The organism is Salinibacter pepae (genome assembly GCF_947077775.1).
GTDB lineage: Bacteria > Bacteroidota > Rhodothermia > Rhodothermales > Salinibacteraceae > Salinibacter > Salinibacter pepae.
Genome location: NZ_CAMTTE010000001.1, coordinates 693,501 through 719,969, shown reverse-complemented (window position 1 = coordinate 719,969; position 26,469 = coordinate 693,501). Strand labels below are relative to the sequence as shown.

At 68.1% G+C, this 26,469-nt stretch carries 22 protein-coding genes; 8 read left to right on the top strand and 14 right to left on the bottom strand.

Annotated features, from left to right (window positions below):
- Positions 1-227: 227 nt before the first annotated feature.
- Positions 228-1,103, top strand: coding sequence for a cell division protein FtsX (locus OJA40_RS03130; protein WP_208426576.1), 876 nt, complete (start codon positions 228-230; stop codon positions 1,101-1,103).
- Positions 1,104-1,152: 49 nt separating this feature from the next.
- Complete coding sequence (locus OJA40_RS03125) at positions 1,153-2,124, top strand: DUF4097 family beta strand repeat-containing protein (RefSeq protein WP_208426577.1); 972 nt, start codon at positions 1,153-1,155, stop codon at positions 2,122-2,124.
- Here OJA40_RS03125 and OJA40_RS03120 read toward each other — a convergent pair.
- From OJA40_RS03120 to OJA40_RS03100, 5 genes are all read right to left on the bottom strand, one after another.
- On the bottom strand, positions 2,119-3,510 hold the full coding sequence (locus OJA40_RS03120) for an SGNH/GDSL hydrolase family protein (protein ID WP_208426578.1): 1,392 nt from the start codon (positions 3,508-3,510) through the stop codon (positions 2,119-2,121). The two genes, OJA40_RS03125 and OJA40_RS03120, sit on opposite strands and share 6 nt — an antisense overlap.
- 3 nt (positions 3,511-3,513) lie before the next feature.
- Positions 3,514-5,022, bottom strand: coding sequence for an OmpP1/FadL family transporter (locus tag OJA40_RS03115; RefSeq protein ID WP_208426579.1), 1,509 nt, complete (start codon positions 5,020-5,022; stop codon positions 3,514-3,516).
- Positions 5,023-5,251: 229 nt separating this feature from the next.
- Positions 5,252-5,983, bottom strand: a complete 732-nt coding sequence (locus OJA40_RS03110) for a DUF2071 domain-containing protein (protein WP_263809923.1) — start codon at positions 5,981-5,983, stop codon at positions 5,252-5,254.
- A 141-nt stretch (positions 5,984-6,124) separates the two neighbouring features.
- Positions 6,125-6,964, bottom strand: a complete 840-nt coding sequence (locus tag OJA40_RS03105) for a sigma-70 family RNA polymerase sigma factor (RefSeq protein ID WP_013062346.1) — start codon at positions 6,962-6,964, stop codon at positions 6,125-6,127.
- Positions 6,965-7,212: 248 nt separating this feature from the next.
- On the bottom strand, positions 7,213-8,754 hold the full coding sequence (locus OJA40_RS03100) for a GH3 auxin-responsive promoter family protein (protein WP_208426580.1): 1,542 nt from the start codon (positions 8,752-8,754) through the stop codon (positions 7,213-7,215).
- Between the two features lie 189 nt (positions 8,755-8,943).
- Between OJA40_RS03100 and folP the strand changes: the two genes are divergently transcribed.
- The 3 genes from folP (at position 8,944) to OJA40_RS03085 (ending at position 11,479) form a co-directional block, all read left to right on the top strand.
- Positions 8,944-9,861 (top strand): dihydropteroate synthase, encoded by a 918-nt coding sequence (folP, locus tag OJA40_RS03095; RefSeq protein ID WP_263809922.1) that lies wholly within the window; start codon positions 8,944-8,946, stop codon positions 9,859-9,861.
- A gap of 60 nt (positions 9,862-9,921) precedes the next feature.
- Complete coding sequence (cdaA, locus tag OJA40_RS03090) at positions 9,922-10,722, top strand: diadenylate cyclase CdaA (protein ID WP_208426581.1); 801 nt, start codon at positions 9,922-9,924, stop codon at positions 10,720-10,722.
- Between the two features lie 64 nt (positions 10,723-10,786).
- On the top strand, positions 10,787-11,479 hold the full coding sequence (locus OJA40_RS03085; RefSeq protein WP_208426582.1) for a protein-L-isoaspartate(D-aspartate) O-methyltransferase: 693 nt from the start codon (positions 10,787-10,789) through the stop codon (positions 11,477-11,479).
- 120 nt (positions 11,480-11,599) lie between these two features.
- On the opposite strand, the gene OJA40_RS03080 is transcribed toward OJA40_RS03085, so the two are convergent.
- Positions 11,600-12,130, bottom strand: a complete 531-nt coding sequence (locus tag OJA40_RS03080; RefSeq protein ID WP_208426583.1) for a hypothetical protein — start codon at positions 12,128-12,130, stop codon at positions 11,600-11,602.
- A 288-nt stretch (positions 12,131-12,418) separates the two neighbouring features.
- Here OJA40_RS03080 and OJA40_RS03075 point away from each other — a divergent pair, with 288 nt between their 5' ends.
- On the top strand, positions 12,419-14,098 hold the full coding sequence (locus OJA40_RS03075; RefSeq protein ID WP_208426584.1) for a S41 family peptidase: 1,680 nt from the start codon (positions 12,419-12,421) through the stop codon (positions 14,096-14,098).
- A gap of 42 nt (positions 14,099-14,140) precedes the next feature.
- Here the strand turns inward: OJA40_RS03075 and OJA40_RS03070 are convergent, their stop codons facing one another.
- The 3 genes from OJA40_RS03070 to fsa all read right to left on the bottom strand — a co-directional run bounded on the left by OJA40_RS03070 (position 14,141) and on the right by fsa (position 19,488).
- Positions 14,141-17,119 carry an FAD-binding and (Fe-S)-binding domain-containing protein gene (locus OJA40_RS03070; RefSeq protein ID WP_263809921.1) on the bottom strand — a complete coding sequence of 993 codons (2,979 nt, stop codon included), beginning with the start codon at positions 17,117-17,119 and terminating at the stop codon, positions 14,141-14,143.
- A 158-nt stretch (positions 17,120-17,277) separates the two neighbouring features.
- Complete coding sequence (locus OJA40_RS03065; RefSeq protein ID WP_208427291.1) at positions 17,278-18,672, bottom strand: MBL fold metallo-hydrolase; 1,395 nt, start codon at positions 18,670-18,672, stop codon at positions 17,278-17,280.
- A 141-nt stretch (positions 18,673-18,813) separates the two neighbouring features.
- Positions 18,814-19,488 (bottom strand): fructose-6-phosphate aldolase, encoded by a 675-nt coding sequence (gene fsa, locus OJA40_RS03060; RefSeq protein ID WP_208427290.1) that lies wholly within the window; start codon positions 19,486-19,488, stop codon positions 18,814-18,816.
- Positions 19,489-19,709: 221 nt separating this feature from the next.
- Here fsa and OJA40_RS03055 point away from each other — a divergent pair, with 221 nt between their 5' ends.
- Positions 19,710-20,999, top strand: coding sequence for a GlmU family protein (locus OJA40_RS03055; protein WP_263809920.1), 1,290 nt, complete (start codon positions 19,710-19,712; stop codon positions 20,997-20,999).
- Between the two features lie 5 nt (positions 21,000-21,004).
- Here OJA40_RS03055 and OJA40_RS03050 read toward each other — a convergent pair whose 3' ends face one another.
- From OJA40_RS03050 to OJA40_RS03035, 4 genes are all read right to left on the bottom strand, one after another.
- Positions 21,005-21,649, bottom strand: a complete 645-nt coding sequence (locus OJA40_RS03050) for a hypothetical protein (protein ID WP_208427288.1) — start codon at positions 21,647-21,649, stop codon at positions 21,005-21,007.
- Positions 21,646-22,170, bottom strand: a complete 525-nt coding sequence (locus OJA40_RS03045; RefSeq protein WP_208427287.1) for a YfcE family phosphodiesterase — start codon at positions 22,168-22,170, stop codon at positions 21,646-21,648. Before OJA40_RS03045 ends, OJA40_RS03050 begins: the two co-directional genes overlap by 4 nt.
- 120 nt (positions 22,171-22,290) lie before the next feature.
- Positions 22,291-22,971, bottom strand: coding sequence for a metal-dependent hydrolase (locus OJA40_RS03040; RefSeq protein WP_208427286.1), 681 nt, complete (start codon positions 22,969-22,971; stop codon positions 22,291-22,293).
- 115 nt (positions 22,972-23,086) lie between these two features.
- Positions 23,087-24,841, bottom strand: a complete 1,755-nt coding sequence (locus OJA40_RS03035; RefSeq protein WP_208427285.1) for a LamG-like jellyroll fold domain-containing protein — start codon at positions 24,839-24,841, stop codon at positions 23,087-23,089.
- Positions 24,842-24,996: 155 nt separating this feature from the next.
- Between OJA40_RS03035 and OJA40_RS03030 the strand changes: the two genes are divergently transcribed.
- Entirely contained in the window at positions 24,997-25,464 is a 468-nt protein-coding gene (locus OJA40_RS03030) for a hypothetical protein (RefSeq protein ID WP_263793004.1), read from the top strand.
- Between the two features lie 312 nt (positions 25,465-25,776).
- Here the strand turns inward: OJA40_RS03030 and OJA40_RS03025 are convergent, their stop codons facing one another.
- Positions 25,777-26,352, bottom strand: a complete 576-nt coding sequence (locus OJA40_RS03025; protein WP_208427283.1) for an RNA polymerase sigma factor — start codon at positions 26,350-26,352, stop codon at positions 25,777-25,779.
- Between the last annotated feature and the right edge of the window lie 117 nt (positions 26,353-26,469).

The window sequence follows — 26,469 nt, the reverse complement described above, 5'->3', positions numbered from 1 at the left end:
GCTGCGCCAGTCAGCTTCGAAAGGGCATGACCGTCGGTCTTCGCATCGCCCGGACTCATCCGACCGGGTGAGGAGGCGCCCACAATCGTCAGAAGAGCTCCAGGTTAAGCGGGGCACGGCGGATTTCGTGCACGCGATTGTTCTGTGCGCCTCCGCTTGTCCTTTCCGACCCGGTCTTCGTAGGTTGTCACTGCGGCCGTATTCCTTCAGACTCGACCCCTCCTGCCGTGCTGCCGTATTTCATTCGGGAAGGCTTTGCCAACCTCCGACGCGCCACGTTCTCGGCCGTGGCGTCCACGAGCGCCATCGCGGTCGCCCTGGTGCTGGTGGGCGTGTTCGGCATCGTGGGGTACGAGGCCTCGGTCGTGTCGGAGATGCTGCGCGAGCAGGCCAGCCAGATGGAGGTCTTTATCGAGCAGGACGCGACCGATGACGTCCAGGAGGCCCTCCACGCTCGCGTGCAGACGATGCCGGGGGTCGCGCAGGCCGAGCTCATCTCTCACGAGGAGGCCGCCAAGATTTTTCGGGAGGAGTTTGGGGAGGGGGCCTCCGCCTTCGAAGACCCGACGTTTCTGCCCGCCTCGATCAAGATCGAGATGGCCCCGAGCCACGCCCATCCGGACAGCATGGCCCGTGCCGCGGACGTCATCAACGGGTGGCGAGGGGCGGAGGAGGTCGTCCTCAACCGGGACCTGCTCACGCGGGTGGCACAGAACCGGCAGCTCATCAATGCCATCGGGCTGTCGCTGGGCGTCATTGTCGTGCTTGCGGCCATTTTTCTCGTGGCCAACACGATCCGGCTCACCATTTACGCCCGGCGGCTGCTCATCCGAACCATGAAGCTGGTGGGCGCCACGGACCGCTTCGTGCGGCGTCCCTTCCTCGTCGAGGGGATCGTGCAGGGGTTCGCTGGAGGAGCCATTGCGGGGGGCGTGGTGTGGGGGCTCTACCGGCTGTTTTTTCAGCAAATCGATCAGACCCCCCTGTCGCTCTACACGGAGCTCCTGTTCTTCGGCGGCCTCGTGGGGAGCGGCGTTCTGCTCGGGTGGCTCGGGTCCTACTTCGCCGCCCGTCGGTTCATCCAAAACATTGAGCTCCATTGAGTCCACGGGTCCTCTTCGCGCTCGGTCTTTCAAATGATAGATGCGTACCATGCGGTGGTTCTCGACGGCACTCGCCCTATTCGGGATGCTCGGACTCGCGGCGCTCGGAGGAGGATGCCAGCGCGCCCAAGAGTCGGAGATCACACGGTCGGACGACGGGGTGCTGCGGCTTGGCCCTGTGGAGGTGGTCGACACGGTGGCCCGGGCCGTGGCCCCTAGCGACCGGCCCCTGGTGGTGGAGGGACTGCGCGGCTCGGTCCGGCTGACGGGAGCGGGGCAAACGACCGCGGACCTCTCGTTCGTGCGCCGCGGCCGTGGAGACACACGCGAGGCCGGGCAGTCGGTCGTGGAGGGCATCTCGATTACGGAGCGTGGCACCGACGCCGAGTACGCCTACACCCTGGCGGCCGACCAGGAGGACTACGCCGCCGTCGACGTGCGGGGCCGGGTGCCGCGCCGGACGGCCCTCCGCGTTGATCGGCTCAGCGGACCGGTCCATGTGGCGGGCGTGGAGGGGGCGCTGACCGTTTCTCACGCGCACGGCGACGTGACCGTGGAGGGGGCCGCGGGGGCCGCGGAGGTGCGGATCAAGAACGGGGACGTGGCGGTGGGCTTTCAGTCTCTTCCGACCGGGGGCACGCACCGCATCGAGACGGCGAACGGAGACCTGCGGCTCCGCCTCCCGCCGGACGAGACGGTTCAGGTCGACGCCGAGACGGACGCGGGCACAATTCGGACCCGCGGGCTCACGTTCACCAACGAGCAGTTTGCCCCCATCAATGCCGGGGCGCGCTACGACGCCCAGACGGGGGACGGCGGGCCGACCCTCGAGCTCCGGACCCAAAACGGGAATGTTCTGATCGAGGCCGCCGATACGAGCGCGATGGACACCACGTCGACGCCGGCCACCGTGCCGTCGTCCGACACGACCGTGGCCCCGCCCCCGAGCGCGGACACCGCCGAGACGATGGCGCCCGATACCATTCAGACCGACACGACCGCCGCGGACACGACCTCATAATTCGCGGTTGGAACGCTGCGATCCCGGCACGTCCGGCGCGTCGATGGTCTGCAGGGAGGTGTCGTACTCGTCGTTGATGGCTTCGACGAAGAGGTTGGTCACCACTTGGTGGGTCGACGAACTCGGGTGCACGCCGTCCTCGCTGAAGAACTGACCGAATGTTGGCTGGTCGGGGGCGAGATTGGGGAATTTAGGCACCAGGTCGTCGGAAGGATCGTTCGGAGTTTCGGTGCCGGCGTTGTAGAGGGCGCCGAGGGCCGCGTTTACGTCGACGTATGCCCAGCCCCGATCATCGGCTTCCGATTGAAGAAACGTGTTGTACGTTTGGAGCCGTTCCACGAGTTGCTGAGTCTCCGGGGCCGTAAGCACTGACAGCGCCCCGAGGCTGCCAATGCCAACTTGGTCGAGCGTGCCTTGACCATAGATCTCGGCGAGGATGCGGTTGTCGGTGCAGTCCAACTCTACGTCTTGTCCCGAGAGGGCAAGTGTGAAGAGCCCCTCGAAGCCATAGCGGAATGAGATTCGTGATTGGGTAGCTGAAGGACCTGAGGCACAGCTCGCAGCCACGCTGTAGCTTCCCCAGCTCGTGTTAGGGTCGCCGTCGTTGGCAGCGCGTTGCTGGCCGAGTTGATTAATCCGTGACTCGGCGGCGGCGTAGGCCTGGCCGGGGGACAGGTTCGGAATGAGCGTCACGTTCGCGACGCTACCAAGTGCCCCGTTCTCCGCACCTGCAGCCTCTAAGCTGTCGAGAACACGCGTGTAGCGGGACGAGAAGTTCGAGGCGGAGGTTGAGAGACTTGGGTCCCCAGCAAGGGCCGCTCGGAGGACGTCGTTGTTTCCGAGCCAGACAGTTGCAAACGAGGGGTTGGCCTCCATAGCCGCCTCCACCTGTGTTTTTCCACCCAGAATGAAGGAGGTAAGCTCGTTTGGGTGTGCACCGGCTGCCGCACTGTTCGTAAGGGCATCCTGTATCCACGCCCCTGGCACCGCCACGTTGTTGAGTTGTGTGGGCGTCGGGGAAGAGCGCAGAGCACAGCCCGGGGGGGTGATCTCTTCAAGCGGGACGGTTCGCTCGGGCGGAAAGATGTTGGTAAGGGGAGGAGGACAGCCCGGATCCTGAAGCGCAGGGATTCCGAAGGGAGTGTTCATCTGGTCCGCCAGTCGCACGGCATAAGACTGCTGTTGCAGCGTCTGGTTGATGCCGTCGGCCTGAAAGCCTGCGGTGATGCTGTTCCCGAGGGCCACGTAGCTGTTGAACCGGTCGTTCTGCACCTCCGGCGCCGTGAGGGACTCGTCGTCGCACCCCGACACCAATGGCAGGGTGAGGGCCAGAAGCAGAAGAACGCCGGCCGACAGGCGCGGGCGGATGCGAGAGGCAGTCATCATGATTTAGAGGTAGAGAGTGAGGGTCGTGCCGAAGAGGTTGGCGCCGAAGCTGTACACCCCTTGATTGAGGTCGGTGGAGAGCGCTTCGCCCGCCCGGGGACTGCGAACACGGCCCCGGCGGTCGTTCTGCTGGAGCAGCTGGTACGAAACGGTGAGCTCGGCCCGCTCGATCGGGCGCCAGCCGAAGCCGACAGTCAGCTGGTTGCGATTCGACTCCGGAAGCAGCGGGGTGACCACCTCGTCCGGGGCGGCGGCCGTGTTGTGGAGGTACCCCACGCGGGCCGTGAGCTGGTCGAGCACGTCGTACTCCGCGCCGAGGCGGACGGCGTGGGTGTTGTCGTAGTTCTCCTCCCGCGCCCGGTCACCAAGCCGGTCAAACTGGAGCGGAATCTCGTCGAAGGCGGACCAGCCCGTGAGCTGGTAGTCGGCGAGCAGGAGGAGCTTCTCGCTGGCCTGCACGCTGACGCCGGCGACGAGCTGGAACGGGAAGGTGATTTCGGTTTCGATCGTCTGCGTGCTGAGGGTGCCGTCCGCACTGGCCTGCTGCTGGTACCGGTCGAGAACGCCGCCCTCATCGAACTGACCCGCGAGCAACAAGTCGGCGGGGGTGGGGTCTGGATTCCCGTCCTGGTTCCCATCGGCGGGGAGGTCCTGTGCGAGGGGACTGGTGGCGGGAAAGACGAGTCCGGTCTGAACCTGCTCGAACGCAGCGTCGCCCTCGTACGACACGGTGATCGGGGTGGTAAATCGGGCCCCCACGGAGATTCGGTCGGTGGCCTGGTACGAGGCCCCAATGTTGGCGCCGTAGCCCACCTCGTTGGTCGCTTCGAGCGTGGACTCGGCAAACGCGGTGTGGAAGGGCACCCCGAGCTCTCCAAACGTAGGGCCTCCTCCTGGGGTCGGCTGCTGCGAGAGGTCCAGCGCCTGGTTCAGCTCCACCGACGAGATGGCGAGGACGGGGCCGCCGCCCACCTGCAACGTCGGGGTGACCTGGTAGGCGACCGTGGGCTGCACGTAGATGCTCTGGATGCGGTTTTCGAACCCTTCGAACGCGCCGTCGAAGTAGCTCCCGTCCGAGAGCCGGGTGGGCCAGTTGGTCTCCAGGCCGAACGGAACGTAGGTGCCCAGTCCCACCCCGAGGCGCTCTGTGACCCCGTACGTGACGTACCCGTGGGGGACGGGGATCGGGTCGTTTTCGAGCGACACCTCCGCGCCGGTGTATGGGGGGCGGGCCGCGTAGTCGTAGGTGAACTCCCCGTTTGCGTCGATCAGGGTGGCACCCAGCGAGACGGTCAGTCGGTCCGCGCCGGCGAGATGGGCCGGGTTGAAGTAGATTGAGGACCCGTCGCCGCAGCCGTCCGCGACGGCGGCGCCCGCCCGGGCCATCGCGCACGAGCCCTGCTCGTAGACCCCGAACCCCTGCGCCTGCACGAGCGACGGGGCCCACAGTCCGGCACCCATAAATATGGCGAGGGTCAGGCAGAGGGCACGGAGGCGAGGACGGAGAAGCATGAATGGAGGCGGGGAGAGACGAGGCGAGCGGCGAACGAAAGGGCAGTCACCCACCCGGCAGGAAGGACGGGGGCTACGAAAAGGGCTTCCAACGCATTCAGCTGTGATCGGAGACGAGCAGTTCCTCGAAAGTGGTCCGGAAGGATGAACGCGCGTGGATGGACTTTTCCTCCTTCGGATAAAGAGTGTATTAACAGAGGGGGCAAAATGCAACCACGGAGGCCGGTCGCTACGTCCGGGCCGGCCCGTGCACGGCCACGGGCGTCCGGGGGGCAAGAAGGACATGAGAGGGAGACTGGTCCTGGAGGAGGGCCCCGATGTCGCCGCAGGCGGCCGACCACTGCACGGTCACGTGGTGCTCCTGCACGCGGCAGATGGGGACGGCCGGGCGCTCGATGCGGGTCTGCAGTAGCGTGCCGTCCCGTGCGGTGCTGTATCGCCAGTGGGGACGGAGGAGGGCATGGGCCCGGGCGCCGGGGGCCGGCATCACAGGAGGCTGCTCGCCCCGTGCCCGCACCCGTTGCTCGCGTCCCTTCCAGTCGAAGCGGTACGTCACCTCCACCTGGTCGACCGGCTCCCGCTGGATGGGCTGCATGGACGTTGTCGCCACCCGCTCCCCATAGAGCACCCGAGCGCCCCAGGTCACGAGGCGCCGCGGCACGTAGGCCTGCGCCGTCCAGGTGCCCGCCGGGCCGGACGGGGCCCCGTCCGGCCGAACGTGCACCCGAAGCTCTACCACCGGCACCCGCCGGGCCCCGGCCCCCCCGACGCCAAGGACCCGCAGGTTCGTCAGCTCGACCCCCACGAGGCTGATGGGCGTCGTCCCGTCGTCCCGAACGGGAGAGAGGCCGTCCGGGAGAAGGGGCGCCACGCGGGCCGGGTCCACCGCGTAGCCCACAACCACCCGGTTCCGGGCCGTCGCCCGGAGGACGCGACGGGCTGAGAAAAACGGAATCGACATGAGTGTACGGAGGCCAACTCGATCGGCGCCAACAGGTCATGACAACGGCCCCCAACGAAAACGGGCGCACCCCGACAGGAGTCGGGACGCGCCCGGACCGTTCATCGCAAGGATGAATCGGGAGGAGGGGCCGTGTTAGCGTTAATCAGTGTGGGGCTGGAGGTCTTGTTTGCTGTGTCGCTGGCGAAGCTTCCGGAGGGCCTTCTCCTTAATCTGACGGACACGCTCTCGCGTGAGGTCGAAGCGCTTGCCGATCTCCTCGAGGGTGAGCGGGTGCTCGCGCCCGATGCCGAAGTACAGGCGCGTGATCTCCGCCTCCCGGTCGTGCAGGGCGCTGAGGGCACGCTCGATGTCAATCTTGACCGACTCGGAGAGCATTTCCTCGTCCGGGGAGTCGTTGTCCTCGTCCGGCAGCACGTCGAGGAGGCTGTTGTCGTCCTCCTCGTTGAAGGGCGCGTCCATCGACAGGTGGCGGCTGGTGTGCTTCATCGCCTCCCGCACCTTCTGGACGTCGATCTCGAGCTCCTCGGCCAGCTCCTCGATGTTGGGCTTGCGGTCGAGGTCCTGCTGCAGGCGGGCACTGGCCTTCCGGATCTTCGAGATGGTGCCGATGCGGTTGAGCGGCAGACGCACCACGCGGCTCTGCTCGGCGAGGGCCTGCAGGATGGCCTGCCGAATCCACCAGACGGCGTAGGAGATAAACTTGAAGCCGCGGGTCTCGTCGAACCGCTTGGCGGCCTTGATGAGGCCGTAGTTGCCCTCGTTGATGAGGTCGGCCAGCGACAGGCCCTGTCCCTGATACTTCTTCGCGACCGAGACGACGAATCGCAGGTTGGCGCGACAGAGCTTGTGAAGGGCCTCTTCGTCACCATCTTCGATGCGTCGTGCCAGCTCGACCTCCTCCTCCGGCTCAAGCAGATCGATTTTCCCGATCTCCTGGAGGTACTGGTCCAGCATCCGTTGTTCGCGAGAAACTTGCATATGGTCCTGTCGGGTTGTGGGTGATGAGCGGTGGCAGTGATGGTGAGAACGGCACGTCCCCGGGAACGATCGGGGGGCAGTCGGGGCGGCGTGCGCTTCCAACCGGGATTAAAGTACGCCGAAACTCAACCGGTACCGAGTCTGCGGAGGATCCGATCTGCATTCCGAAGAGCCATCACGAGCGACGTGACCGGTTGTTCCAGGGGCAGCGGCGAGACCACTTGTGGGGAATCCTTGCAGGAATGCCCTCACCGATCCCGCTCAGCGGCCGCAAGCACGCCGTCGGCGACCTCGCGGGTGTCGCTCATGCGCGGGACCTTCGTCTGGCCGCTGATGTCGTCGTTGGTCGCTTGGAGCCAGCGATAAAACGTCCCTTCCGGAAGGGCCGACACGTCCGGGCCGTCGAGGGCGTCGCCCTCCCGGCGAATGTAGTAGTGCCGGTTGACCTCCTGCAGGTGCTCGTCGAGGGCGCGTTCGAAGGCCGCCGGGGCGTCTGGGGGGCGCTCAAACTCGACGAGCCACTCGTGGCCCGGCTGCGTGCCGTTGGTCGCGGGGCGCGGGGCCACGTGGTAGTCGGAGACGTGCGCCCCGGTGGCTTCGCAGGCGGCCTTCAGGGCGGCGCGGACCTCGTCCCCGTAGATGGCCTCGCCGTACTCGTCGATCATGTCGCTCGTGCGGCCCGCCACGGTAATCTTGTGCGGGAAGGTCTGTGTAAACCGGAGGACATCGCCCACCTCGTAGGCCCAGAGCCCACTGCACGAGGTCACGTGTAGGGAGTAGCGCACGCCGGGCTCCACGTCGGCGATCGTGTGGCGGGTGGGGGCCTCGTCGCCGCGCTCCTTGAGGGGCACGAACTCGTAGAAGACCCCGTTGTCGAGATGGAGCAGCATCGAGGGGTCGTCGAGCTCGTCCTGGAAGGAGAAAAAGCCCTCGGAGGCGCCGTAGGTCTCCACGAAGTCAATGTCGTGCCCGATCTTCTCCTCGATCAGGTCGCGGTACGACCGAAGGGCGACCCCGCCCGAGATAAACACCTGCAGGTTGGGCCACACCTCGCCCACGGTCGTGGCCGTGCCGCCGTGTCGCTCGTTGTGCAGGTCGATCAGCAGGTCGAACAGGTTGAGGGCCCAGGTGGGCACCATCACGAGGAGGCGGATGTCCTTGTCGACCGTCCGCTCGGCGACGGCCTGAAGCTTCTCCTCCCAACTGGGGAGGAAGGTGACCTCGTTAGGGACGGCCTGAAAGAGGGCCCGGAAGAACCCAGGGGCATTTTCTGCGAGGATGCCGCTGATCTCCCCCGCCTTCGTGCCCGGGTAGTTGGGATCCTCCTCCACGCGCCCCGGCAGGGTCAGGTGGCTGCCGCCGAAGAAGCTCGGGTCGAGGCTCTCTTTGAGGTAATTCACGCCGGCCCCCACGCTGAACGACCGGTTGTGGTCGATCGTCTCGTCGCTGATGGGGATCACCTTGCCGTCGGAGACCGTGCCGCTGGAGACGGCGAAGTTGGTGACGGTACCGGGCCACATCACGTCGGCAGCGCCGTTCCGCATCCGCTCCGCATCGTCGGCGATGTCCGCGTAGGTGTGCAGCGGCACGCGCTCCTGGTAGGCCTGCACCACATCGGACGCCTCGTCGATTTCGGAAAACCCGAACCGGCGCCCCCACTCGGTGTCGGCGGCGCGGCGAAGCAGGCGGCGAAGCAACGAGCGCTGCGTGGCGACGGGGCGAGCCTTGAACTCCTTGACCCGCCGGAGGGGACCCATCCATTGCAGGGCCGAGCGTACGATGTCGTCCATCAACGAAAAAGCAGGTCGTGAAAGCCGCTTCGTGAGACTCCCCGCAGGATACACGGGCCGGCCGGAAAGTTTCCACAAAAACAGGCGATGGATCTCGTTCCGACAGCGCTCTGTGTATACCTTGCCCCAACAAGTGTTCGTGGCTCTCCGCTTCTTGAAACGCCTCCTCCCGCTCCTCCGATGCCCCGCATGTCACACTCAACCCCGTCGCTGAACCCTGACGATTTTCCCGCCGACCGGTTCGTGCTTGGTGGGGACGACTACACGCTCGACTGCCGGCCCGGGAGTCCGGAGGCCGCAGGGGCTCACGTGATGGGGGTCCTGAACGTGACCCCCGACTCCTTTTCCGACGGCGGCCAGTACGTGACCGTCGAGAAGGCCGTGTCGCGGGCCGCCGAGATGTTGAGCGAGGGGGCCTCCATCATTGACGTAGGGGGCGAGTCGACCCGGCCCGGGGCGGATCCCGTCTCGAAAGAAGACGAGCGCGACCGGGTGGTGCCCGTCATCGACGCCCTCACGGATCGGTTCCCCGAGGCGGTGGTGTCGGTCGACACCTACAAGCCCGACGTGGCCCGGGCGTCCCTCGCCGCGGGGGCGGACATCGTGAACGACGTCACCGGCCTGCGGCACGATCCGGAGATGGCCGCGGCCGCGGCCGACTGGAAGGCCCCCCTCATGGTCATGCACTCGATGGGCGAGCCCGGCGACCTCACGCGGCCCCGCGAGCACGACGACGTGACGGCCCAGGTGCGCGACGCGCTGGCCCGGACGGTGGAGACCGCCGAGCAGGCCGGCGTGGAGCAGATCATTATCGACCCGGGCTTCGGCTTCGGGAAATCCGATGCTGAAAACTTCCGCCTGCTCAACGAGATCGACGAGCTTCTCACCCTCAACTGCCCCGTGCTCGTGGGCGTCTCCCGCAAGAGCACGATCGGGGCCACGCTGGGCACGCCCGACGACCCCGCGCCCGTGGACGAGCGGCTCTTCGGGTCGCTCGGGGCGACGGCGGCGGCCGTGGCGCGGGGGGCCACCATCGTGCGCACCCACGACATCGCCCCCACCGTCGAGATGCTCACGGTGCTCGGGGTGACCCTCCGCCAACGGTAGCGCGCGTGCCGCCGGCATTTCCGGTTCCGTTCCTCTCCTCGCATCCGGCCGAATTCCTCCGTGAAGGTCTTCGAGATTATCGGCTTCGGGATTGGCGACGCCATCGAGATTGTCGTCGTCGCTTACGTCCTGTACCAGCTCTACCGGCTCATGCGCGGGACGATTGCCGTGCAGATTGCCCTTGGCCTCGGGGCGCTCTTCCTGATTCAGTTCGTGGTGGAGCTGGCCGACATGACGGTGCTGACGACCGTCTTCAGCTACTTCAACCAGGTCTTCGTGCTGGCGGTCATCATTATTTTCCAGCCCGAGATCCGCCGTCTGCTTCTGCTGCTGGGGAAAAACCCGATCGTGCGGCGCTTCGTCAGCACGACCGACCAGCGTCAGGTCATCGACGAAACGGTGGGGGCGGTGGAGGAGATGAGCCAACGGCAGATCGGGGCCCTCATGGCCTTCCAGCGGAGCACGGGCCTTCGGAGCTACGTCGAGACGGGCGAGCTGCTGGAGGCGGAGGTCTCGCGCGACCTGCTGCTCACGATTTTCTACGGCCAGAACCCCCTGCACGACGGGGCCGTCATCATCAACAACCGCCGCGTGGAGGCCGCCCGCTGCATTCTGCCCGTCTCCACGAGCATGAAGCTGAGCCCCCAGCTCGGCCTTCGCCACCGGGCCGCCGTGGGCCTCACCGAGCAGACCGACGCGTTCGTGGTGGTCGTATCGGAAGAGACCGGCGACATCAGCGTCTCGCGCGACGGGGCCCTCATCTCCAACATCACCCCGGAGGAACTGCGGACGTACCTCACGAGCGCCCTCACGGGGCAGTCCGCCTCCCAGGCGAGTGCCGCGGTCCCCGCCTCGGCCTGAAAGAACCCGCCTCGGCCTGAGAAAAAGGCGCCGCCCTCCTGCAACGTGTTTCCTTGTTGCCGCCATGACTGCCACCCCATCGGACGACCGGAAATACCGCCACCAACGCGAACGGCTCGTTGAGACCCTTCGCGAGCGGGGCATCCACGACGACCGGGTCCTGTCGGCGGTCGGGGCGGTGGCCCGGCATGCCTTCGTGGACCCGGCCCTCCGCGATCGGGCCTACGCCGACGAGGCCCTCCCGATTGGGCTCAACCAGACCATCTCCCAGCCCTTCACGGTAGCGTATCAGACCGCGTTGCTGGACGTGCAGCCGGACGATCGCATCCTGGAGGTGGGCACGGGCAGTGGGTTTCAGGCCGCCGTGCTGTGCGAGATGGGGGCGCGAGTCTATTCGGTCGAGCGCCACGAAGACCTGCTCCGGCGGGCCCGATCCGTGCTCGACGGGCTCGGCTACGACGTGCGAACGCGGCACGGGGATGGAACGAGGGGGTGGCCCGCCTTTGCGCCCTACGACGGGATCGTGGTGACCGCGGGGGCGCCCGAGATTCCCGCTCCGCTTCTCCACCAGCTCCGTGAGCCGTCCGGGGCGGACGACGGCCCAGGGGGGCGGCTCGTCATTCCAATTGGGGGGCCTGAGGGGCAGACCATGACGCGCGTCCGCCGGACCGGTTCGGGCCCCCACGATTACGAGCAGGAGGAATTGCACTCGTTCCGCTTCGTGCCCCTGGTCGACGAGGACGAGGGGAGAGAATGAGACGGGGGCGGTCCCACCCGCCGGGCACATGCGCCGAGTCGCATCCCGGCGCCAATGGTAAAAAAACGCATACGACCGATCTGGACGGGCCGGCTGGGGAAACCGACGCGGTTCCTCAATCTACGGAGTGGACACCCGGTCGAGAAGCCAATCGACGTGGCGCGCCCGCATCGCTTCTGCCTCCTCCGCCGAGGCGGAAGAAGCGCTGAACTCGGCCCACCGTTCGCTCATGTGTGCGGCATCGCGGGCCGCCTGCTGCGCCTCCGGGTGCGTGCAGGCCTGCAGGGTAAGAAGCCGCGCGGCCCGGGGCTCGCGCTGAGGCAGGCCGAGTGACATGGCCAGCAGGGCCGCGTCGGCGGTCTCGTGCCGCACGCGCCGCCACGCCTCCGGGGCGTCGCGCTGGGCGGCGGCCCAAAGCCGACCGGCGGCGGTGTGGGCGGACGCCGCACTGGGGTTCACCTGCCGGGCACACCAGCGTGCGAACCGGCGCGGGACCTCGGGGCCCCGCCGGGCCGAAACGTGCTCGATGAGCGGCCCTCGCGGGTCGGATCCGGAGGCGTAGTGCTCCCCCGTCGCCCGGTCCAGCACGAGCGGACGATGCGTGCGACTGTCGAAAATATAGTAGTACTGGTCCGCCTTTGCGTCCGTCATTCTGGTTGTGGGGGACATGGCCCCGCTCCTGGTCTTGGGAAAGATGGGTTGTACTTTTTGCACGAACAGGCATCATTTGATAAGCGGATTCCCGGAAAACGTTCTCTGGTCGGTCCCACCACGGCCAAGTCCGCAACAAAGCCGTCTGCCCTAAATATGAGAAAAAGGTTGATGTCATCCCCAGAGGCCTCCCCAAAGGCCGCTTGTGGGGGATGAGGTCGAAGGATCCTTTCGGCACCCCACACCGTTCGCGCGCTGTCGTTTGACACGGATCTCTCCGCCGATTTTATGAAGCGTCTCAGCAAGTACCACATTCTCCCGGCCGTTCTTCTCATCGCCTTCGGGGCGGTGCTCGGCGTGCAGATTGACACGTACCTGACCGATGACGATCTGGGCACGCAGCTCGACAAGATGCGGCAGGCCCTCGTCGTCATGAACAAGGAGTACGTGGACCCGCTGGACGCGGCCGACGTGGCGGAGGAGGGCATTGAGGGGATGATCAGCAGCCTCGATCCGCACTCCACCTACATCCCCGCCGATCGGGCCGAGGACGTGAAGGACCAGTATCAGGGCTCCTTTGGCGGCATTGGGATTGTCTTCGAGGTGCCGAGCGACACGGCCCGTGTCATCTCGCCGGTAGCAGGAGGGCCCAGTGAAGAAATGGGCGTGATGGCCGGCGATCGCATCGTCGGGATTGAAGACTCGTCCGCCGTCGGGCTCTCGTCCAACGAGATTCAGAACAGCCTGAAGGGCGAGATCGGGACGGAGGTGCAGATCACGGTCTATCGTCCCACGATGGACGATCGCCTCGACTTCACCCTCACACGGGAAGAGATCGAGACGCAGTCCGTGCGGTCGCCGTACATGGTCGACGAGACGACCGGGTACATCAACATCACCCGGTTCACCATGAAGACGCACGACGAGTTTCGGGAGGCGGCGTCGACGCTGCTCAACCAGGGCATGGAGCGGCTCGTCCTCGACCTTCGGGGCAACCCGGGCGGCGTGATGCGCTCCTCCTGGCAGATCGCGAACGAGATGCTCGGGGAGGAGATGACGATCGTGGAGACGAAGGGCCGGAGCGAGCAGATGAACCGGACCATCTCGGCGCGGCCCGGGGGCATGCTCGCGGACCAGCCCATCATCGTTCTCGTGAACCGCGGGTCGGCGTCGGCGAGTGAGATCCTAAGCGGGGCGCTACAGGACCACGACCGGGCCTTCCTTGTGGGCCGGCGCACGTTCGGCAAGGGGCTGATCCAGAAGCAGTTCGACCTCGGCGACAAGAGCGTGCTGCAGATGACCGTGGGCCGCTACTACACGCCGGCAGGCCGCCTCATCCAGTCGCCCTACGAGCGGGGCGAACGGGAGGATTACTACGAGGAGAAATTCTCCACGATCAACCAGGCGACCTACCACCTCAACGAGTACCGTGAGAGCATCCCCGACTCGCTGGCCTACCAGACCGACCACGGCCGGACGGTATTCGGCGGCGGGGGCATCCTTCCGGACTACGTGGTACAGCCGGACACCGCGGCGCTGACCCACCTCGTGCAGAGCGGGCTCGACTACGCCTTCGCGCGGAAGTGGTTTACGGAGAACGAGACCGACCTCCGCGAGACGTGGCAGGACCGGCCCGAGGCGTTCCAGTCCTCCTTCGAGCCGTCGGAGAACATGATGGACGCCTTCTGGTCGTTCGCGGAGAAGAACGGCGTGCAGATCACGGAAAATCCGGACTCGGTCGACACCGCGGAGCGTGTCTACGCGGCACAGACGGCGGAGGAGGAGCAGGCGTTCGTGGCCACCCGGGTGAAGGGCTACCTGGCGCGCCTGATCTACGGGCGCGGGGTGGCGCGGCCCATCCTGAACCGGGCCGATCCGATCTTCCAGGAGGCCATGTCGCTATGGCCGTCCTCGCAGGACCTGGCGGCCTACCACAAGACGGCCGCGCCGACGATGCAGCAGAACTAGCGGTGCCGAGACTGGACGCCCGGCCCGCCTGCTTGTGATGCGCTAGCGGGCGGGCCGGGACGAACGGGCGGCCGCTGGGGAGCGGTCGTGTTCGATCGCGTCCCAGAGCAGCTCGGCGGGATGCTGGGCCGTGCGGGTCGTCACATCCTTGATCTGGGAGCGGCACGAGAAGCCGGGGGCGGCCACCCGGGTTCCCGCGTCGGTTTGGCGGACGGCCGGGGCGAGGCGGAGCTCAGCCATCTGCTTCGAGGCGCCCACGTGCTCGGCCTCGTAGCCGAAGGCCCCCGCCATGCCGCAGCATCCGGCATCGACGGCGGTCACGTCGTACCCGGCCCGGGACAGGACCTGTTCGGTCGCCGTCGTGCCGATCAGGGCCTTCTGGTGGCAGTGTCCGTGCAGCAGCACGTCGCCGCTGCCCCGCCACGATGCCCTATCGAGGGCCCCGTCCTCGGCCCGTGCGGCCAGGTACTCCGCAAAGGTGTAGGCGGCGTCCGCAACGGCCTCGGCGCGTGCGTCGCTGGGGAGCAGGTCCAGAAACTCATCCCGGAGGGTGAGGATGGAACTGGGCTCCAGCCCCACCACGGGCACCCCCGCTTCGGCGTACGCGTGCAGCGCATCGACCGTCTGGCGCGCACGGCGCCTGGCCTGTGGAACGAACCCCTTCGACAGGAGCGTGCGCGCGCTTCCGACGGACGCCGGAGGCAGCTCGACGCGGTGCCCGGTGGCCCGCAGGACACGGGTGGCTGCCTGGAGGGGCGCCGGCGTGTGGTAGGCGTTGAACGCGTCCGGGAAGAGGACGACGCGCGGCCCCCTCGCCCCGTCCCCGCCGACAGGAGGGGGCTGATGCTGGAACCACTGGCGGAACGTTTCGCGGGCGAACGGCGGGAGGGGCCGCTCCGCACTGACGCCCAGGAGCGCCTCCCCCACCTGGCGGAGGGCGGACTGGCCGCTCGCCCAGTTGACGAGCGACGCCAGGGGCGTGCCGCTAATCCACCGGGCCGCGTCGGGCTGGCGGGCGAACAGGCGAGTGCGGAGCGGCACCCCGTTGTCGTCCCAGTAGTGGTGGAGCCACTCGGTCTTGATCTTGGCCATGTCGACGTTCGACGGGCACTCCGTCTTGCAGGCCTTGCACTGGACGCAGAGGTCCATCACCTCGTGCATGTCGTCGCCCGTCATGGCGTCCTCCGAGAGGTCGCCGGCCAGGGCGCTCCGGAGCGCGTTGGCCCGCCCCCGGGTGGAGTCCGGCTCCTCCCGCGTGGCCATGAAGCTGGGGCACATGGTGCCGGCCCGCAGCTTGCGGCACGCGCCGTTGCCGTTGCACTTCTCGATGGCACCGGTAAAGCCGCCGTCCTCCGAAAAGTCGAGCTCCGTGCGGAACGGATCGGTCTCGTACGTCGGGCCCATCCGCAGATTCTCGTCCATCGGCGGCGCGTCGACGACCTTGCCGGGATTGAGAATGCCGTCCGGGTCGAAGAGCGCCTTCGTCTCCCGGCAAAGCTCGTACAGGTCCTCGCCGAGGATGTGGGGGTTGGCCCAGCCCCGCGCAATGCCGTCGCCGTGCTCGGAGGAGACGACGCCGCCATATTTCGTGACGAGGTCGAGCGACTCCTTCGCGATGTCCGTCATCTTCTCGACCTCCGTCTCGTCCTTGGTGTTGACGAAGGGGCGCACGTGGAGGCAGCCGGCGGAGGCGTGGGCGTAATAGGCGGCCCGCGTGTCGGTGGCGTCGACGAACGTGGAGAGCTCGTCGATGTAGTCGGCCAGGTTCTCGACGGGCACGGAGGCGTCCTCGATGAAGGCCCACGGCTTGTAGTCGCCCTCTACGCCCATGAGCAGGCCGAGGCCCTCCTTGCGGATGGACCAGACGTTGTCGACGGCGTCCGGCTCGGTCACGCGCACGGTGGCGTAGCCGCGGCTCGCCTCCGCCATCGTCTGTTCGAGGGCGTCGAGGGCCGCGTCGACCTCGGCGTCCGTGTCGCCGGCGTACTCGGTAATGAGGACGGAGCCGGGCGTCCCCTCCAGAAACGTGAGGCGCTCGGCGTAGCCGGGCGTCTGCAGGGTGCGCTCAATGGCGACGCCGTCGAACAGCTCCACGGCCGACGGGTCGGTGTCGAGGACGGTCGTGACGGCCCGCAGCGCGTCGTCACGCGACTCGAAGTGGACCACGCCGAGGCCGGTGGCGGCGGGTTTCTCCACGAGGCCGCAGGTCAGCTCGGTGGTGACGGCCAGGGTGCCCTCGCTGCCGCAGAGCAGCTTGGCAAGGTTGGGCGCCTCGTCCAGCAGCGCCTCCAGGCGGTAGCCGTTGTTGCGACGCCAGTGGCTCGGGGTGTCCTCTCGGATCGTCTCGCGTCCGCCGTCGGCCAGGAGCGCCTTCAGGCCGCGGTAGATGGCGCCCTCCAGCCCATCGCCCCGCATCTTGTCCTGCCAGGTGGCCGGGTCGGTGGGGCCGACGGTGGTGGCGGTGCCGTCGGCCAGCAGGACCTCGGCCTCGCGGACGTGGTGGATGAAATTGCCGTACGCGATGGAGTGGGTGCCGGTCGAGTTGTTCGCCAGCATGCCGCCCAGGGTGGCGCGGTTGGCGCTCGCGGGGTCGGGGCCCACCATGAGGCCGTGCTCGGCGGCGGCGCGGTTGAGCTCGGCGAGCGTCACGCCGGGCTCCACGCGGGCCGTCTGGGCCTCTGGATCAATCTCGCGGATGCGGTTGAGGTGGTTTGTAAAGTCGATCACCAGGGCCTCGTTGACGCCCTGCCCGGCGAGGGAGGACCCGCCCCCGCGGGGCAGAACGGGCACGCCCTGCTCGTGGGCGACCGTCAGGGCCGTCTGCACGTCCGCTTTCGTCTCGGGGACGAGGACGGCGACGGGCGACATCGCGTACATGCTCGCGTCTGTCGCGTAGAGGGCCCGCGTCATCTCGTCGGTGTGGATCGTGCCCGAGATGCGCGGCCGGAGGGCCTCCGCGAGCGGCGGCGCAGGACGGACCGGACCGTCGCCCGCCGGCCTCTTTCGCCGAATCTTCGTCATACGTACCAATGGGCAACCGACGACAGTGCTCGGCGCTCGCCGCGGTGTTTCCAAGAGGTTACGTCCACGCGCGGCCCGCCACACGGTCCCCGGTGTCTCAAAATCGTGTCGTTCCGGAACGCGGCCGGCCGGTGCAGGGGCGCCGGCCCCGAGGCCGGCTACACGTCGAGCACGCTGCCCCACTCGGGGCGGTGCACCTCCGTCTCCGGGTGGGCCTCCTTGATGTGCGCGGCCATCCAATCCTTGGCGTCGGGATCGCCGTGGATGAGGAGCACCGTCTCGGGAGTCATCCGTTCGACCAGGGAAAGAAGCTCGCGCCGGTCGCTGTGGCCGGAAAAGCGAAAGCGCTCGACCGTGCAGTACACGGGCTGTGGGCCGTGCCCGTCCGCCAGCATCACCGGGGCCCCGTCCCCCTCGGCGGCGGCGTCCTGCAGGCGGCGCGCGGGCGTCCCCTCTGCCGGGTGGCCCACCAGCAGCACGGCGTCGTCCTCGTTCTCGACCATGCGCCGGGCCAGGACGTTCGACAGGGTCGGCTCGATCATCATGCCGCTGCTGACGACCATGATGCCGGGGCCGTCCAGAATCTCACGCTTCGCCTCCGACTCGTAGGGCACCCGCTCCTGGTCGACGGCGTAGACCTCGTCGCTCGCGTCGACGCGGGGGGTGGTCGTGCGGGTGTCGTCGTACACCCCCGCAATGGCCCGCATGGAGCCGGCCGTGTAGATGGGCACGTCGGCCGGGATGGCCCCCTCCCGCTTGAGCTGGCCGAGCAACACCAAAATCTCCTGCGCCCGCCCCATCACGAACACGGGAATTAGCGCCGTGCCCCCCCGGGCGAGCACCTGCGAGAGCGTCTTCCGAAACCGATCGCGCTCCTCCGGACGGCTGGTGGCCGCGGCCTCGGGCTCGGCCCCCTGGGTGGATTCCAGGATCAGCACGTCCGTGCTGTCCGGGTACTCGCCCCCGGGAATAATGGTCTGGGCCTGCATGTTCGTGTCGCTCGTGTAGAAGACCCGCCGGTCGCGGCCTCCCTCTTCAAACTGGAGCTCGACGCCCGCCGAGCCGAGGATGTGCCCGGCCGAGAAGAAGCGCCCCGTGACGGACGATTGTCCCTTCGGCCCCGTCAGGTCGAACCCCTGCCCGAGGTCGTGGGTGAGGTAGAGGTGGTGCAGGGCCTCCAGTTCATCCTCGGTGAAGAGCGGCTCGTGCGTGGTCTCGCCGCGGTCCCGTCGCTTCTCCTGGAGGCGGGCCGAGGCCGGCAGCAGAATGTCGAGCAGCTTCTTCGTCGCGTCGGTCATGTGCGCCATGGCGTGGGGAAAGCGGCGCACCAGGACCGGCAGGCTGCCCATGTGGTCGTGGTGGGCATGCGTGACGAGCGTGTGGTCGACGTAGCTGTCGGCCCGGTCCCCCACCCAGTCGAACCGAGGGAGCGAGTCGGGGCCGTCGCGTTGCGGGTCGGTGCCCGCGTCGAGGGCGATGCCGCTGCCGTTGAGGTCGAGAAAGTGGCAGCTTGCGCCGATGCCGTCGGTGTCTCCGAGAGCGAGAAAGTTCATGTAGGATGTACGGGTCGCAGGTCGTGAGCGGGAAAGGGCGGGGCCGGCCGGGACACGGAAGCGCAGCCGTGGCGGGGACAACGAGGGCGTGAACGGGGGGCTGGGATGAAGGCGAGACGGGAGACGGGGCCGCCGTGGGGCCTACGCGAGTCCGGCCTCGGCCTTGCGGGCGTCCTTGTACTCCTCCCAGTCCGCCAGAAAGCGCTCCAGCCCCCGATCGGTGAGGGGGTGCTCCAGCAGATTGAGGAGCGTGTCGAACGGCATCGTCGCCACGTCGGCCCCGGCCAGGGCCGCGCGCTTCACGTGGGTGGGATGGCGGATGGAGGCTGCCAGCACCTCCGTGTCGAAGTCGTGGGTGTCGTAGATCTGCACAATGTCCTCGACCAGGCCGATGCCGTCGGACGAGATGTCGTCGATGCGCCCGATGAAGGGGCTGATGTAATCGGCCCCGGCCTTGGCGGCGAGGGTAGCCTGGGTGGGGGAGAAGCAGAGGGTGCAGTTTGTCTCAATGCCCTCCTCGTCGAGGGCCCGGAGGGCCTTGATGCCGTCCTTAATCAGGGGAATTTTTACGACCACGTTCTCGTGGATCTGATGCAGCCGACGGCCCTCCTCCATCATGCCGTCGAAGTCTGTCGCCGTCACTTCGGCGGAGACATCCCCGTCCACAATCTTGCAGATAGTGAAGACGTGCTCGTGGAAGTCGACGTTGCCCTGCTCCTTGACGAGCGAGGGGTTCGTGGTCACGCCGTCGAGAATGCCCATGTCGCTTGCCTCACGGATCTCGTCCAGCTCGGCCGTGTCGACGAAAAATTGCATGGTGGAGGCGGCGTTGATCAGTGGGCGTAACAGCACGGAGGAGATTCCCCGCTTTAAGGGAGAAGCCCCTAACGAGCGATCGGCGGCGGAGTTTAGGGGCCGCGCCCACGGGACGCGAGCGGGGGGCGTCCTTCGTCGTGACATCGCCGCGTTTGTTTTCTAGATTGCAGGCGGCGCACGGATGCTTGCCCGTCACACGTTCCACACAGGCCCCTACTGCCATGCACCTCTGTCTCTTCGAGGACGATCACGTTGCCGGCCTCCGTCCGCTCGTGGAAACGCGGGCCGCGTACGACCTGCGGCTGGCGGGGCGCACCGTGCTGGCGACCGCCGCGGACGCGTTCGAGCCCGCCGCGCTGGTGCTCCATGCCCGCCCGCTGGTCGCCGAGGGGACGCGCCGCGCCCACCCGGGGGCGGTCGTCAACGCGCTGCCGGACGGGGGCGACGTGCTCTTCCTCAACGGGCGATACGTGGCGGAGGGCGGCGCGGCGCGCCGCCAACTGGAGGCGGCGCCGGCCCAGGACGGCCCCCGCGCGTTTGTACAGGACGATACGTTGGTGGCGGCGTGGGTGCCCGCCGCGGCGGCCCGCCTGCCCGACGACCTGCTTGCCCGCCCCGCCCTGACGGCGGGCTCGTTCGACGGGCTGCCGGTCACGACCCTCGACGACGCGACGCTCCTGCGGCGGCCCTGGGACCTGCTCGACACCCTGCGGCCCGCCCTCGCCCGCGACGCGGAGGGGCTCGTCGACGCGTCCTCCGGGGCGCCGCTCGCGGAGCGGCCCCACGCCACGGTGCACGAGAGCGTCGTCGCCGTCCGCGACGAACAGATTCATCTGGGGAAGGACACCACGGTCAAGCCCGGGGCCCTACTCAACGCGGAGGATGGGGCCATCGTCCTCGGCCCGGGCGCGACCGTCCACGAGCGGGCCGTGCTGCGCGGGCCGTGCTACATCGGGCCGAAGACGCACGTCAAAACCGGGGCAAACGTGGAAGGCACCGCCACCGGAACCTGGTGCAAGATCGGGGGAGAGGTGCACGACGCCCTCCTGCAGGGCTTTTCGAACAAGGGGCACCCCGGCTTCCTGGGCCACTCGGTCCTCGGGCAGTGGTGCAACCTGGGGGCGGACACCAACACCTCGAACCTCAAGAACGACTACGGAACGGTGTCCGCCTACGCGCCGGACGCGGGGCGCTTCGTCGACACCGGTCGCCAGTTCGCCGGGCTCTTCATGGGCGACCACTCCAAGTGCGGCATCAACACCATGTTCAACACCGGCACGGTCGTGGGGACGAACAGCAACCTGTTCGGGGGCGACTTTCCGCCGCGCTACGTGCCGCCGTTCTCGTGGGGGGGCGCCTCCGGCCTCACGACGTACCGGCTCGACAAGGCCTGCGAGGTGGCCGAGCACGTGATGGGGCGCCGCGACACGCCCTTCACGGCGGCCGACCGCTCGCTTCTGGCCGGGCTCTTCGATCGGACGCGGGCCGAGCGGGCCGACCGCCACGGCTGAGGGCGTCAGGGCAGGGCCGAGCCGCCAACCGCCTGCACAAGAAGCCACGCGTAGAGTGCCTCGGCGGCGAGGGCCGGGAGGAGGTAGGCGAAGTGGTAGCGAGGGGCCTCGCGGGGCCCCCCGAGCACCCCGAACCCGCGGCCGAAGCTCAGGAGGGGCACGAGGCCGACCACCACGTACGCGCCGAGGCCCCAGAGCGGACGCCGGTCCTGCCGTCCGTCGGCCGGCCGCTGGACCGCGCGGACCCGGCCGAACATCGGGGTTCGGACGACCCGCAGGGTGTCGTGGCCCGCAATCCGGCGCCCAAAGTCGAGGCTCACCGCCACGGATCCCGCGCAGCCGGGGCGGGTGGTGAAGAGGAGGCGGCGGCCCGTCTCGGGGCGCTCGTCGAGGCAGTTGGGGCGGTCGGGCCAGCCCACCGAGAGCTCCATTCCGTCCGGAGCGACCCAGTGAGAGGTGAGAGCCCGGCGGTACGTAATGCCGGTCTCCGCCGTCCCGGGCAGGACGATGTCCACGGCCAACAGCAGGCTCAGCGCCGCGGTGGGCACGGCGAGCACGCGAATGCCCCGGATGATCCACCGGGTGAACGCGCGTCGCCCGACGGCCCCGTCGTAGCGACGGCCTCGATGGCGCGGGTCGCGCGTCGTCATGGGTCTGGGGCCTGGGCCGGCGACGCGTCGGGGTCGAGGTGCACCACCGCCGCCTCCGTGGCCCGGCCGTCCGCCACGGCCAGCCGGAGGCACGTCTTCGTCTGGTGGAAGCCTTGTTTGCCCGCGGCACCGGGATTGACGTAGAGCATGTCGCCGAGGGCCGCCACCCGCTCCACCTGCAGGATGTGGCTGTGCCCGCACACCAGCACGTCGGGTGGGGTGGCCTCCAGCTTCGTGCCCATTCCGTCCTGCCAGCGCCCGGGCCGGCCGGCGATGTGGGTCATCCACACGTCGAGCCCGGCCACCGTGAACCGTTCGTGCTCGGCGAGCCGGCGGCGGAGGGAGGCGTCGTCGATGTTGCCCCAGACGGCCGTGACCGGGGCCACCGCCTCCAGCCCATCCAGAATGGCGGGGTCGCCCACGTCCCCGGCGTGCAGAATGCGGTCCACGCCCGACAGGTCGTCCGCCAGGTTGGGATGGAAGTAGCCGTGGGTGTCCGAGACAATGCCGAGTGTGGTCACGCGACGGTATAGAACAGAATGAGAGGGGGCGTCGTCGACCGGACGGCCGACCGCGGACCGCAGGGAAGCGGCCCGCAGTCCATCGTACGGCCGAGGGCGGAGGCATGCACGAGGCGGTCGCTACAGCGCAGCCGTCTCGCCGGCCCCGAACACGCGCGTGTCGTATCCGGCCTCGTCGAAGGCGTCCGCAAACGCGTCGAGGTCCGTTTCGAGGGGCGGGAAGGTGTCGTAGTGGAGGGGAATGACCAGCTCCGGCCCCACCATTTCCGTGGAGTGGAGCGCGCCGTAGATGCCCATCGTGAAGACGTTGCCGACCGGGGCCAGCATCACGTCCACGTCCCACAGGTCGCCCACCCACTTCATCTCGGCGAAGGGGGCGGTGTCGCCGGTGTTGTAGACCACGTCGTCCCCCAGCTCCAGGACGAAGCCGTTGGGCACCCCGCCGTAGGAGCCGTCCGGGAAGGACGAGCTGTGCCGCGCGTGGGTGGACTCGACGTAGCCCCAGTCGAACTCCACACTGCCGCCCTCATTCAGCGGCTGAATCGCGTCGTGGCCGTACTCCTCCTGGACGTACTGCGTAATCTCGAAGTTGCTGATGACGAGGGGGGCGCTGGCCTCTAGCACCGCCTCAACGTCGGAGAAGTGGTCGAAGTGGGCGTGCGTAATCAGGAGCACGTCGGGGGCGAGCGTCCCCGGATCGGTCTCAGTGTGCGGGTTTTCCTCGAAGAACGGATCGAAGAGCAGCGTGACGTCCTCCGTCTCGATCTGGAAGGTGGAGTGCCCGAAGTACGTGAGGTCCATGACGGTCGGTATCGTCTCGTGTGATCAGGATGTCGGAGCGAAGCTGCGCGGTGGAACGGGGGACGCCACCCGACCTGTTTCACGGACGGGGCGGAGCATGCGCCGGCCCGCCCCGCTACTTCAGAAGCACCATCCGGGCCGACTGGATGCCCTCGGGCGTTTCGAGGCGGGCGAAGTACGTTCCGCTGGGCAGCCCGTCCGCGGTCAGTGTCTGCTCGTAGTAGCCGGGCTCGTGCACGCCGTCTGCGAGGGTGGCGATGCGCTTCCCGGATAGGTTCCAGATCGTGAGGGTGACGGGCCGAGGCGACTCGACCTGGTACGCAACCGTGGTGGACGTTTCGAAGGGGTTTGGGAAGTTGCCGACGAGGTCCACCGCGCGCTCAGGGGCCGGCTCGCCCCCCAGCCCGATCTTGATCGTGCTCGTGCTGCGTTCCACGCCCGGGGCGGACGGCACGTATCGGACCCGGTAGAAGACGACCTGCCCCGAGACCCCATCGTCCGTGTACGTGAACGCCTGTGCCGCCCCGGAAGAGGGGGACGCGGCCTCGGCCGGGGAGACGCGGTCGACGGGCGTAAAAGACGTGCCGTCGGGGGAGCGCTCGACGACAAACTCCCCGGCGTTTGTTGCCCCGCTTTTTGTTCCGTCGGCAACCCCCTGCGCGTTCCACCGAAGTGTGACGGACTGCCCGTCGGTGCGCGCCCGCAGCCGCCGGAGGGGCGGCCGGAACGACAGGCGGGCGGGAACCCGCCGGGCCCCCTCCGCCGCATCGAGGCCGGATTGCGGCGCGTCCTCCTCGAAGCCAAGGCGAAAGGGCCCCGCGTCGCCGGCGGGGGGAAAGGGACGGCTTTGCGTTCGGCGGATTGCGGAGGCGGAGCGGGCGCTCGGCCAGATCCGGAGCTCGTCGAGCCGCCCGACGAAGCGCTGGTCGGAAGATGAGGGGGCCCGTTCGGGGCCGGCCCGCCGGCGCCCCCCGAGGGCAAGGGGCAGGGCGCCCGACTGTGCGGGCAGGGCCCGGGCCCGGGCCGAGTCGACCACCATCCCGTCCAGCAGGAGGCGGAGCACAGACGCGGTCGCGTCGTGGACGACGGCGGCGTGGTGCCACTGGCCGTCGGCGACGGGGCTCGTGCTGCGGAGGGCCTGGTGGCGCCCGCCCCGCCCGCAATAGAACCGGAGACGCCCGCCCGAGTCGGTCACAACCTCAAGCGGGTAGGGCGCCGCCTCGTTGCCCGTCCACGAGGAGAGGATGACCCGGTCGAGGCTGTGGGTTCGTACCCAGAACTCGACGGTAAACGAGCGGCGCCGGCTCGGGGCCCGGTCGGGCGGCACCTGGAGGCGGGGCGGCGCCGCTGCGTCGGTCAGGGCGAGGGCCTGATTCGGGCCGCGGGGGCGAGACGGCGGATTGACCTCCACGGTCCGCGTGAGACGGTCCGTGCGGCGCATCCGTCGGTTCGAGGAGTCCCGGGCCGGGACGTGGGCAGAGGAGGGCGTCGTAAACGGGGTGAGGTGCCACTGGTATGTGCCCGTGTGGTCGCCCGGCTTCACTTGCACCACCAACTCGTGCGGGCCCTGAACGGACGAATTGAGCGCCAGAAATACGACGCCCGGTTCGGGGCCGGACTGGAGGCGAACCGGAACGGGCGACGTCCCGTATCGGAGAAGGTGAGCATCCCGGACCGTCCAGCGTTTTGGGAGGTCCAGCCGAACGCCGTCGATCGAGGAACTCGGATCGAGGGTCTCGAATAGATTGATCACCGTCTCGCCCGGCGCCCCCGGCGAGAGCGTACGCTTCGCCTGTGCGTCCACGAGCCGGGGCCCGATCCCGGCCCCGATCGTCCCGATCAGGAAAACAAGACAGACGACGCGGGCCATGACCATGCGTTGTGTTGTGGGCGTTCCCCCAACTCCCGATGGTCCCACCGGATGGACTCCCAAACGGTCCGTGGGGCTCTGCCTTCAGGGCGGCCACGGTGTAATCATAATGTTGTCTTTCGTGAAATACAAATGAAGCCCCCTCTACTGTGCCCATGGCCGACCTTCCCGACGACCTGAGTGACGTTGGTACCCACCGCGGCAACGACCCAGAAACGGAGACGGGGCAGACCGTCCGGTCCCCTACGGGACCGGACCCGGACGCAACCGAGGCCCAGCCCGCCCCGGGCCTGTTCGTGGTGGTCCGGGCCTCGTCGGGGGAGTGGCTTTCGATCCAGGCCCACTCTGCCCGAACCGAGGTGGCGGAGCCCGACGACGGCGACGAGGTGGGGCGGTACCGCTCTGTCGAGGCGCTCCGCGACGCCCTCGCCGACACGGAGATGGACGGGTCCGCCGCGGTGTTCGAGGACGCAGAGGCCGATCGCGTGCTCGTGGAGGACGCGGTGTCCGCCCATCACGCATGGATTGGCAAGCCGCGGTACCCGCGGATCACCCTCTTCCGAGACGCCGACGAGGCCGACGCGTTTGCCGAGGCCCACGAGCGCTCGGGGACGAATGCCTAGAGTGGCCGACTCCATTGTGGATGCGAGCAGGGCCCCGGGCCGCCCTCCCAACGAGACGAGGCCTCAGGGCTGTTTCCGGCGCCCCCATCCGCACATCAGCGGATCAGTCCGTACACGGCCGCACCGGGCACGTACAGAACCCCCGTCCGGGGGGCGTTGACGGCACGGGCCCATCTCACCTCTGCATCTGTGGCGTGCCGGAAATGGTCGTAGAGCCCAGGGAGCTGCTCTCCGAGCTGACGGGGGCGGAGTAGTCCTGCGCGAGGAGAGGCGGTCCCGGGAGGCCCCCCATGGATTCGTTCCGCCCCCGATTTAACACCCCATCCGTTCACAGAGGTGTTCGCGGAGGGCCTTCCGGGCCCGGTGGAGCCGAACCCGCACGTTGACCTCCGTGAGGTCGAGCTGCTCGGCCGCCTCCGCGGTCGACTTCTCCTCCAGGTCCCGCAGCTGCACCACGCGCCGGTAGTGGTCCGGCAGCTCCTGGAGGGCATCGTGCACGATCTGCTTGCGCTCGGACCGCTCCACCTCCTGCTGCGTCCCGCTGACGGAGTCGTCCCGGTCGACCTGCAGAAACTCGATGGTGTCGTGCTCGAGGTAGTTGTGCCGGTCGCTCGTGCGGAGGTGGCCGTACGCCAGGTGCTTCGCGATGGAAAACAGCCAGGTCGATACCGACGCCTCACCCCGAAAGTCCTCGATCTGGCGGTAGGCCTCGGCAAAGGTCTCCTGGACGATGTTTTCCGCTTCGTCGGCGTCCTCGATCAGCTTGACCACGAAGCGGCGGAGCCGTTCGCGCTCCTCCTCGAACAGGCACCGGAACGCGTGCTCGTTGCCGGCCTTGAGGGCCTCAATCGTCGGGTCGTCGGCGGTGCAGGGCTGGGGCAGTTCCATGGAAACGGACTGGGGTGGGTGGAAAAGGCGCGAGTCCTTGTCTCCGTCGTCCCTTAAGTCTACCTTGGCCCCGGCGTGGAGTTATCACAGAAGTCTAACACGGGGATAAGATTTCGA